Raw genomic sequence first — 9258 nt, forward strand, 5'->3', positions numbered from 1 at the left:
GTCGTGATGGCGTAACCGGTGAATACATGTATGATGGTACTGTAGTAAGACTGCGTGAAGCATCACTTGGTTACAGCATTCCAGCCAAAGCGTTGGGTAACGGTTTTGTGAGAAGTCTCCGTATGACACTGATCGGAAGAAACCTCTGGTATATTACCAAAAAGGCGCCTTATGATCCGGAAATTACCATGTCAACAGGTAATGGTCTTGCCGGGGTTGATATATTCAGTATGCCTGCTACCCGTAGTTTTGGCTTTAGTCTGAATGTTGGATTTTAATGATGTTCACTTTTAAATCAAAGCAGATGAAAAAGATCAGATTCAAACTATATGCACCTTTAACTGCTATTGCATTGATAGCGGGTACCCTGGGAATGAGTTCCTGTACAAAAGAATTTGAGAAGTACAATACGGATAACACGGGACTCAGCGAAGAAGACCTGAAGGCAGATTTTAACTTTATCGGTGGATTTTTTCCGCAAATACAGTCTTCGATATATTTCAACTTTGGCAACACTACCGCTGACTTCCAGTTACAGCAGAACCTGAATGCAGATGCGTACTCCGGTTATCTGACCGCCCCGCATGACTTTCAGAGTAACCAGAACAACATGTCTTATAAGATGATTGATGGCTGGAATAACTCCACCTTCAACCTTGCTTATAACAACGTGATGGCGCCTATTTACGAAATCAAACGCAGGGGTGCACAAACCATTGCGCCAGATTTCTGGGCAGTAGCGCTGGTACTGAAAGTAGAAGCCATGCACCGTGTAACGGATGTATATGGCCCTATTCCATACAGCAGCTTTGGTAGCGGTGGTACTACTTCTTCTTATGATGCACAGTCAGTGATATACGATCGCTTCTTCAAAGAGCTGGATACGGCCAATACTACATTGACAGCTTTTGTAAAAGCTAATCCCAGCTTAACACCGTTTGCAAAATTTGATATGATTTACGGTGGTGATTATAAGCAGTGGATCAAATTTGCCAACTCTTTACGTTTGCGTTTGGCGATTCGTATTGCCAAAGTAGATCCAGCCAGGGCTAAGGCAGAAGGTGAAAAAGCATTGGCTAATGCCGGTGGATTACTGGAAACCAATAGGGACAATGTAAAAGTTTCCGGATTTGGTCTGAGACATCCGTTATTCACCATTATTACTGCCTGGTCGGATTGTTCGATGGGTGCTTCTATCGAGTCATTCATGGTAGGCTATAAAGATCCTCGTATTTCAAAGTACTTTGATCATGCCACCAGTTATGCCGGCACCTACAAAGGCATCCGTATCGGCAGCTACATTACACCTAAACCTGACTATACCGGTTATTCAGTACCGGCTGTCAGCGAAACAAAAACCTTCACCAACAATACGCCTATTCAGCTGATGGTGGCCGCAGAAATTTATTTCCTGCGTGCAGAAGCGGCCATAAGAGGCTGGGCTAATCCAGGTGGTACAGCTGAGCAATTGTATGAGAAAGGGGTGAGTATCTCCATGGGACAATGGGATGCAGACGCCGGTGCCATCTCCAGTTACCTGGCAGATAATACCAGCAAACCCATTGCTTATGTAGATCCACGGAATTCAGTGAATAACGCTGCCGCTACTACTGATCTCACCATCAAATGGGATGAAGCCGCCCCTTTCGAGAGAAAGCTGGAACGTATCATCACACAAAAATGGATTTCTGGTTTCCCTGAAGGACAGGAAGCCTGGTCTGAATTCCGCAGAACCGGTTACCCTAAACTGTTTACGGTTGTAAACAACAACAGTGGTGGATTGGTGAACACGGCTATACAGATCAGAAGATTGCCTTTCCCTAACACAGAGTATACTTCCAATAAAGGAGAAGTAGATAAGGCAGTAACATTGCTCGGTGGTCCGGACAATGCCGGCACCCGTCTCTGGTGGGATAAACCATGATATTATTCAACGTTTTATTTTGAATCGCGTGCATAAAAAAGGCCGGTCCTGTTGAGGACCGGCATTATATAACACCTCGCGGTTCTTTAAGATATTTCGCTTAGGGATTCAATCAACATAGGTCACATTCAACATTCATTGCCGTTGGTATTCCTGCTGACGGGCTTTTTCAGAGAGAACAAATATTTGATTTTTCATAGGAATTGGACAAAGTAAGAGGGCGGTCTTGTTAAAGACCGCCCTTCCTGTTTATAGTGCTTACTGAAAAAACTGGTGAAAGAACAACAATTGATATTTGATCGCATTACTCCAGTATGCCCAGTTATGCTCACCGGGGCGCTCCGTATAGTCGTGATTGATACCTGCCAGCAATAATTTTTTATGCAGATCCCGGTTTACATCGATAAAAAAGTCTTTCACCCCACAGTCAATGATCAGGGATAAAGTACCTGGCTTCAGGCTCTCTACCTGTTTAATCACCGTATAGTCGGTCCAGTTAGTTCCATCCGTTCCCGGAGGGCCCAGACGTTTGGCGATGTCCCAGTTTTTAGGGAAAGGGCGAAAATCCACGCCACCGCTCATACTGCCGGCAGCACCGAATACATCGGAATGACGGATCGCCAGGAACAGGGCGCCGTGCCCCCCCATGCTTAAGCCGGCAATGGCCCTGTGGGCGGGTTCTGGCAAGGTCTGGTAGTGTTGGTCTATATAGGCAGGAATTTCTTTGGATACATAGGTTTCAAAGCGCATGGAGCTATCTACGGGGCTATCGAAATACCAGCTGGTCACTGCTCCGTCGGGGCATACGATCATACACTGATAGGCATCGGCCAGTTCTTTCACAACGGGTACATTCTTTACCCAGTTGGCATAATCGCCGCCGGCGCCGTGCAACAGGTATACCACGGGATAGCGTTGTGTACCGCTTTTGTAGGAAGAAGGCGTAATCACCACACATTTGTAGGCGCGGCGCATTTTATCACTGCGAATACTGACAGTATCTACATCAGCTGCCCTGGCTGTTTGTGCCAGGCATATCAATAATAAAAGACGGGCTAGTCGGTTCATAACTTAGGCTTTTAAAAGGCTCTTAAAAAAATAAAGCGGTTATCATACGAGATGATAACCGCCACAAAATATAAAATAGCTTGTTTATTTCGAATTTGCTTTCTTCATCGGGTTGTCACCGGTAGAGGCGCCACGTACTGCTCCTGCTGCCTTAAACAGCTCAAATTTAGACGGCGTCGCTTCTCTTGGCCAGCTGTTATTGCTTTCGTCGATATCGGCTGTTTCACGCAAAGGATCGAGTTTTACGGCTACCACCTGTTTGTCTTTCGCAAATACTTTAGTGACTTCATTTTCATCTTTGCGCCAGATATAAGCAGAGATCCGGTCGGTTTCTTTGGTGCCGTCGGCGAAGGTCCACTCAATAATCAGTGGCATTACCAGGCCGCCTTTATTGGAGAAAGTAAGCTGGTAGAAGTTTTTCTTACTATCATACAATGCTTTCTCTTCGCGGCTTAATCCATTGTAAAACTGGCTATAGGCGGCTTTATCCTCCTGGCTTACCTCAAAGCGGTTCCATTTGCTGTAGAAGTCCTGCAGGCTGGTGTCCTGGTCTACCGCATATTTCACGCCGGCTGCTTTATTTTTCTGCCGGGCTACGTGGTCCATGTTTTTATCGTAGGCTGCCTGTGCTGCTTTGGCTGTTTCATTAGGGTCTTTGCCATCCATCCTGTACCATTTAACACTGTCCAGGGAGATGTCTACCGGCTCGGTACCAAAGAACCATCCGCGCCAATACCAGTCCAGGTCTACTGCGGAAGCATCTTCCATAGTCCGGAAGAAATCTGCCGGGGTAGGATGTTTGAACGCCCAGCGACGGGCATATTCACGAAAAGCAAAATCAAACAGATCGCGGCCCATTACTGTTTCCCGGAGAATATTCAATGCAGTAGCCGGTTTAGCGTAGGCGTTAGGCCCAAACTGCACAATATTTTCGGAGTTTGTCATAATCGGCTCCAGCTGATCTTTCGGCATCTTCATATAATCCACAATCTTATGTGCAGGTCCACGGCCGGAAGGAAAGTTGCTGTCCCACTCCTGTTCCGCCATAAACTGGCAGAAAGTGTTCAGTCCTTCGTCCATCCAGGTCCACTGTCTTTCGTCGGAGTTCACGATCATCGGGAAGAAGTTATGTCCTACTTCGTGGGTGATCACGCCGATCATACCGTTTTTAGTGGATTCGGAATAATTACCGTCTTTATCTGCGCGGCCGTAGTTAAAGCAAATCATCGGGTATTCCATTCCGTTGGCTGCTTCTACTGAAATAGCCACCGGATAAGGGTAAGGGATGGTATGTTTGGAGTAGGATTTTACCGTATGCGCCACTACTTTGGAAGAATACCGGCGATAGAGCGGGTATGCTTCGGGACCATAGTACGACATGGCCATTACCTTATTGCCTTCTACATTTGCTGCCAGCGCATCCCAAACAATACGGCGGGAAGATACCAGGGCGAAGTCGCGCACATTCTGCGCTTCGTACACCCATGTTTTGGTATTGCTAGCGCTGCCCTGCATGGCTTTCTTAGCCTCGTCGAGGGTTACTACTTCCACCGGTTCCTTGCTGGTTTGTGCCTGCTGCCAGCGTTGATATTGCGCTGCTGTGAGTACTTCCTTGTAGTTCTGGCATTCGCCGGTGGCGCCTACTACATGGTCGGCTGGCACGGTCATGCGTACACGAAAATTACCGAAGGTGAGTGCAAACTCTCCTCTTCCGGTAAACTGTTTGTTTTGCCAGCCCTGGAAATCGGAGTACACGGCTAAGCGCGGGTACCACTGGGCAATGGTATACAGGTAATTTTTATCTTCCGGAAAATATTCATAGCCACCACGGCCACCTACCGTCATACGATCGGAGATGTTATACCACCAGGATACTTTGAAACGGTATTTCTCGCCCGGCATTAATGGTTTGGGCAGGTCAATACGCATCATGGTCTGGTTGACGGTATACGGGAGCGCGTTGCCCGCTGCATCCGTGAGTTTCACGATCTTCAGGCCCAGATCCTTCGTAGAAGGCAGCAGGCTGTTCAGCGTAGCCATGGTCATTTTATCTGACATGCGGCTTTCGTTAAACTGCTGGTTGTCGCTCTTGGGATCGTGTTCATTCTCATCCAGCTGCAGCCAGAGATAGGTCAGCGGATCGGGAGAATTGTTGAAATAGGTAATCGTTTCAGCGCCGGTGAGCTTTTGTTTAGCATCATCCAGCTGTGCATCTATTTCATAATCGGCGCGTTGTTGCCAGTATTTAGGTCCGGGAGCGCCGGAAGCAGAGCGGTACATGTTAGGCGATTGCAACATAGTGCCCAGCTGCTCAAAACGATTGCCATGGTTGGAGCCCGGGTTATTTTGTGCCTGCAGCGAGCATATGCTGCCACACAATACCCCGGCGAGGTAAAGATATTTTCTCATAAACAGTATTAAAAAAACAGCGATCTAACGCCTTGTATAACCATTAAAAAAGCAATTCCAAAGGTGGCAGACGACAGGAACATGGTCCAGTCGCGGCGTTTAACGTGCCCAAATTTCACGATTCCGGTTGACAGCAGCAGTATACACATCACGATGATGATCTGCCCGAATTCCAGCCCTAAATTGAATCCCAGGAGTGGTTGGACGATGTTGGCCTGGCTGCCCAGCAAACTTTTCAGGTAATTGGAAAAACCCAATCCATGGATTAATCCGAAAAACAGGGCATAAAAATAGTTCAGCTGTAATTTTTTCGGTTCTTCCTCCTTTCGCAAAATATTGGAGATGGCCGTCACACAAATGGTGACAGGTATCAGGAACTCTACCAGTGGCCCAGGTATACGGATAATATGTAATACACTCAATGCCAGCGTAATAGAATGCCCAATGGTAAAAGCCGTCACCAACACCAGCACTTTCCTCCAATCACGCAGTAAGTAAATGGCACTCAACGCTATTACAAAGAGAATGTGGTCATAGGCATCCCAATTTATAATATGTTGCCACCCCAACTGAAAATACAACTCATCCATTGTGCACTGCTTTCTATAATTTTGGTAAGTATAAAGCGTAAAAGTTAATTTTAAAAAAAATATTAGTCCAGTGGGTTTATTATTATGTAAATGGTGGATGACGTTATGGCTCACAGCACTGCACCCCTTTTATGCCAGTGTCACAGAGATTTCCCATGATGCCGGCAAAAAAGAGTTGCAGGTAAGCTGCCGTATTTTCACAGATGACCTGGAAAATACCCTCAAAGCACAGTTTAAAACATCGTTTGATATCACGCATCCGGCCAACCGCAAGCAGGTAGAGGGTTACGTCGCTGCGTATTTAGCGCAGCACCTGACGGTGAGCCTGGATGGTAAAAACGTTCCCCTGCATTTTATTGGTTATAAGATAGAAGAAGATGCGGTGTGGAGCTTCCTCGAGGCCGAAAATGTGCCTGTGCCTAAGAAAGTGCAGGTGAAGAATGATTTATTGTATGAAAGACATCCAACGCAAACTAATATGGTGCATGTGCTGGTAGGTGGAGAGCGGAAGAGTGCGAAGCTGGATAATCCGAAGGACGTGGCGGTGATGGGGTTTTGAGGAAATGCTTCTTTTGATATTGAGTTAAAACTATTTCATTTTTTGAAATATAATTTCATTTTCTGAAATTAACTACCTACCTTTGAAGAGTAAACTCTTGTCATGGTGATCATTTCGAAAGCTGCAATCAATGAGTTTTCCTCTAAACATCCAGATGCTGTTGACCCTTTATTGTACTGGTATTATACCAGTAAGTTGGCTGAATGGTCAAAATTCCCGGATGTAAAGGAAAGCTTCAATACAGTAGATTATATAGGCAAAGACCTATACGTATTTGATATAGGCGGAAATAAATACAGACTAATAGCAAGAATCATTTTTCGCGTCCGAACGGTATATATAAGATTTATAGGCACCCATAAAGAGTATGACAAGGTAAAACCTGACTCCCTTTAAAGACAGGCCCAATCTGCACATGGGTAATGTGTGCATACAGAAAAAACGATATTATGAAGAAGTTACCCGACCTTTCCATTTCTACTGAACAGATGTATACGGCTGCTATGCAACGTATTCATTTCCTCATGAAAAAAGGAGATTCAAATCTGAGCCAAACAGAACTGAAAGAACTGCAGCAGCTTTCTACAGCTGCAGAACGCTTTGAAGATACCCGCTATCCATTACCAAAGCCTACTACACTAAGCGGAATGATAGAATTGAAAATGTTTGAGATGAAACTCAAACAAAAAGAAATGGCTACAATGTTGGATATTGGTGAAGCCAAATTCTCGCAAATATTGAATGGCAAAAGAGATCCGGATGTAGATTTTCTGAAGAAAATTTATTACAAGCTAAAAATTGACGCAGAGTTTATTCTGCAACATGTCTAATTTAAGATCAATACAAGCCTTGGAAATTATCATCAGATAACTTCTTTTGCTAAAAGATTTTCACCTTCGTTAAAACGCCTGAAAAGTTGTTATCATCATGCCTCCCAGCCGTCTTTGACGAATCTCGCCACATCTCTATTGGTGGATTCCTCGTTCTTCAGCTATCTGCGGAGCCTAATTTCTATTATCTACAAACTTCACCGGCTTCCGGCTGTTCTCCGGAAACTGCATCCGCATAATATCTTGCTGACTAGTATATCTTACCTGCGGTATGACCCGCAATTTGGCCTGCAGATATGATTTTATCTTGCGGTCCATTTCTTCGGATTCTTCTCTTGGCCAAAGGTGTAATAAAATTTCATCGGTGCCGAGTTCATTGGAAAACACTTCTACTACAAATTCTTTTACATCTTCCATATCATTCAGCAAATCGAACAAGGCAGGCGGATATAAGGTAGTGCCTTTATACTTGATCATCTGTTTTTTGCGGCCAATTACGGGAGATAACCGTAAAGTGTGCCTGCCACAGCTGCATACATCGTAATGATACTGACAAATATCGCCGGTCTTGTAACGCAGCAGGGGCATACCTTCTACGCCAAGCGTGGTAATAGTCACCTCTCCTTCCTGGCCCGGGGCTACCGGCTGATTATTTTCATCCAGCAATTCTACATACAGCAACTCCGGATGATGATGGCCACCATTACCGGCCGCACATTCCGTAAAAGCCGTTTGCATTTCAGTAGAGGCGTAGGTAGAATATAATTTGATATCCCATTGCTCTGTAATTTTTTTACCCAATACGTTCAGTGAAAAATCCGTGTTACGAATGTTTTCACCAATGCATACTGCTTTCTTTACAGAAGTCTGGTTGATATCTATCTGATGTTCTTTTGCGTAAGCGATGAGCTTAACAATAAACGAGGGCACGCCTACAATCGTAGTAGGTTTGATTCGCTGGATATTTTCCCATTGCATGCTCGGTACACCTGGTCCTACGCGTAATACGCCGGCGCCAAGTTTACGGATACCGTTGTAATAAGCCATACCGGCCATAAACTGCCGGTCGAGGGTGAGCATGAGTTGGTAAATATCGCTGTTGGTACCATCGGCACAACAAAAAGAAATGTATTCGTTATAACTTAAACGTTGCAGGTCTTTTTCTGTTAACGCTACAATGACCGGCCGGCCTAAAGTACCGGAAGTAGTGGTGTACTCGGCTATTTTACTTTTATCTACACACAAAAATTCCCAGTTGTGTTCCTGTAAATCTTCTTTGGAGACAGGGGGAATCTGGGAGAATGCTTCCAGCGACTGAACTTTGTCTGCGGCAATACCATGCTTTTTAAACCATGCTTTGTAGAAGGGTGAAAACTCGCGCAGGTACCCCAGCAGGCGCATCACTTCTTTTTCCTGGTAAGCCTTAATGGCTGCTTTCGACTGTAGTTCAATATCCGGTATATACATTTTTTGAGAATTACGAATTACGAATTACGAATTACGGATTATGAATTACGAGCTACCGTTTAGTGTGGGCATACCCACAAATCCGTAATTCGTAATTCGTAATTCGTAATTCTACCCTTCTATAACCACCATTGCAACAGCGGCACTTTTTTCATGAGATAAAGATACCCATATGTTTTTGATGCCCAGCAAGGTATGTCTGTTGGCGCCGTTGCCTATTAAAAAAATCTCCGGTTTTCCTGCCAAATCATTACGGACTTCAATTTCATCGAAATTGATGCCACCATTTCCCCAGCCGGTACCCAATGCTTTGAGTACGGCTTCTTTAGCGGCAAAGCGGGCAGCAAAGCTTTCAGCAGGATTGGCTTGCTGTTCGCAATAACTGATTTCAAAAGGTGTAAATACCAGATT

10 protein-coding genes are annotated in these 9258 nt (G+C 45.1%); 5 read left to right on the forward strand and 5 right to left on the reverse strand.

Annotated features, from left to right (window positions below; all coding sequences use genetic code 11):
- On the forward strand, nt 1–278 hold a 278-nt coding region (locus VIP81_RS27850), incomplete at its 5' end, for a hypothetical protein (protein WP_331969199.1).
- A gap of 26 nt (nt 279–304) precedes the next feature.
- On the forward strand, nt 305–1924 hold the full coding sequence (locus VIP81_RS27855) for a RagB/SusD family nutrient uptake outer membrane protein (protein ID WP_331969202.1): 1620 nt from the start codon (nt 305–307) through the stop codon (nt 1922–1924).
- Nucleotides 1925–2182: 258 nt separating this feature from the next.
- On the opposite strand, the gene VIP81_RS27860 is transcribed toward VIP81_RS27855, so the two are convergent.
- From VIP81_RS27860 to VIP81_RS27870, 3 genes are all read right to left on the reverse strand, one after another.
- Complete coding sequence (locus tag VIP81_RS27860; RefSeq protein ID WP_331969205.1) at nt 2183–2992, reverse strand: alpha/beta hydrolase family protein; 810 nt, start codon at nt 2990–2992, stop codon at nt 2183–2185.
- An 84-nt stretch (nt 2993–3076) separates the two neighbouring features.
- Nucleotides 3077–5401: a M1 family metallopeptidase gene (locus VIP81_RS27865; RefSeq protein WP_331969208.1), complete on the reverse strand. Its 2325-nt coding sequence runs from the start codon at nt 5399–5401 to the stop codon at nt 3077–3079.
- Between the two features lie 8 nt (nt 5402–5409).
- Nucleotides 5410–5991 (reverse strand): HupE/UreJ family protein, encoded by a 582-nt coding sequence (locus VIP81_RS27870; protein WP_331969211.1) that lies wholly within the window; start codon nt 5989–5991, stop codon nt 5410–5412.
- 70 nt (nt 5992–6061) lie between these two features.
- On the opposite strand from VIP81_RS27870, the gene VIP81_RS27875 reads away from it, so the two are divergent.
- From VIP81_RS27875 to VIP81_RS27885, 3 genes are all read left to right on the forward strand, one after another.
- Nucleotides 6062–6550 carry a DUF6702 family protein gene (locus VIP81_RS27875; protein ID WP_331969215.1) on the forward strand — a complete coding sequence of 163 codons (489 nt, stop codon included), beginning with the start codon at nt 6062–6064 and terminating at the stop codon, nt 6548–6550.
- A 102-nt stretch (nt 6551–6652) separates the two neighbouring features.
- A complete protein-coding gene (locus tag VIP81_RS27880; RefSeq protein ID WP_331969219.1) occupies nt 6653–6946 on the forward strand; it encodes a type II toxin-antitoxin system HigB family toxin in 294 nt (97 codons plus the stop codon).
- Nucleotides 6947–6999: 53 nt separating this feature from the next.
- Nucleotides 7000–7380, forward strand: a complete 381-nt coding sequence (locus tag VIP81_RS27885) for a transcriptional regulator (protein ID WP_331969221.1) — start codon at nt 7000–7002, stop codon at nt 7378–7380.
- 174 nt (nt 7381–7554) lie between these two features.
- On the opposite strand, the gene VIP81_RS27890 is transcribed toward VIP81_RS27885, so the two are convergent.
- Complete coding sequence (locus tag VIP81_RS27890; protein WP_331969224.1) at nt 7555–8847, reverse strand: phenylacetate--CoA ligase family protein; 1293 nt, start codon at nt 8845–8847, stop codon at nt 7555–7557.
- A 111-nt stretch (nt 8848–8958) separates the two neighbouring features.
- Nucleotides 8959–9258, reverse strand: a 300-nt coding sequence (gene acpS / locus VIP81_RS27895; protein WP_331969227.1) for a holo-ACP synthase, incomplete at its 5' end; no start/stop codon positions are given.

It is taken from the genome of Chitinophaga sp. (genome assembly GCF_036566945.1).
Classification (GTDB): domain Bacteria; phylum Bacteroidota; class Bacteroidia; order Chitinophagales; family Chitinophagaceae; genus Chitinophaga.

Coding starts and splice junctions, on each gene's coding strand:
- VIP81_RS27855 (WP_331969202.1), top strand. CDS start 305: ATGAAAAAGATCAGATTCAAACTATATGCACCTTTAACTGCTATTGCA.
- VIP81_RS27860 (WP_331969205.1), bottom strand. CDS start 2,992: ATGAACCGACTAGCCCGTCTTTTATTATTGATATGCCTGGCACAAACA.
- VIP81_RS27865 (WP_331969208.1), bottom strand. CDS start 5,401: ATGAGAAAATATCTTTACCTCGCCGGGGTATTGTGTGGCAGCATATGC.
- VIP81_RS27870 (WP_331969211.1), bottom strand. CDS start 5,991: ATGGATGAGTTGTATTTTCAGTTGGGGTGGCAACATATTATAAATTGG.
- VIP81_RS27880 (WP_331969219.1), top strand. CDS start 6,653: ATGGTGATCATTTCGAAAGCTGCAATCAATGAGTTTTCCTCTAAACAT.
- VIP81_RS27885 (WP_331969221.1), top strand. CDS start 7,000: ATGAAGAAGTTACCCGACCTTTCCATTTCTACTGAACAGATGTATACG.
- VIP81_RS27890 (WP_331969224.1), bottom strand. CDS start 8,847: ATGTATATACCGGATATTGAACTACAGTCGAAAGCAGCCATTAAGGCT.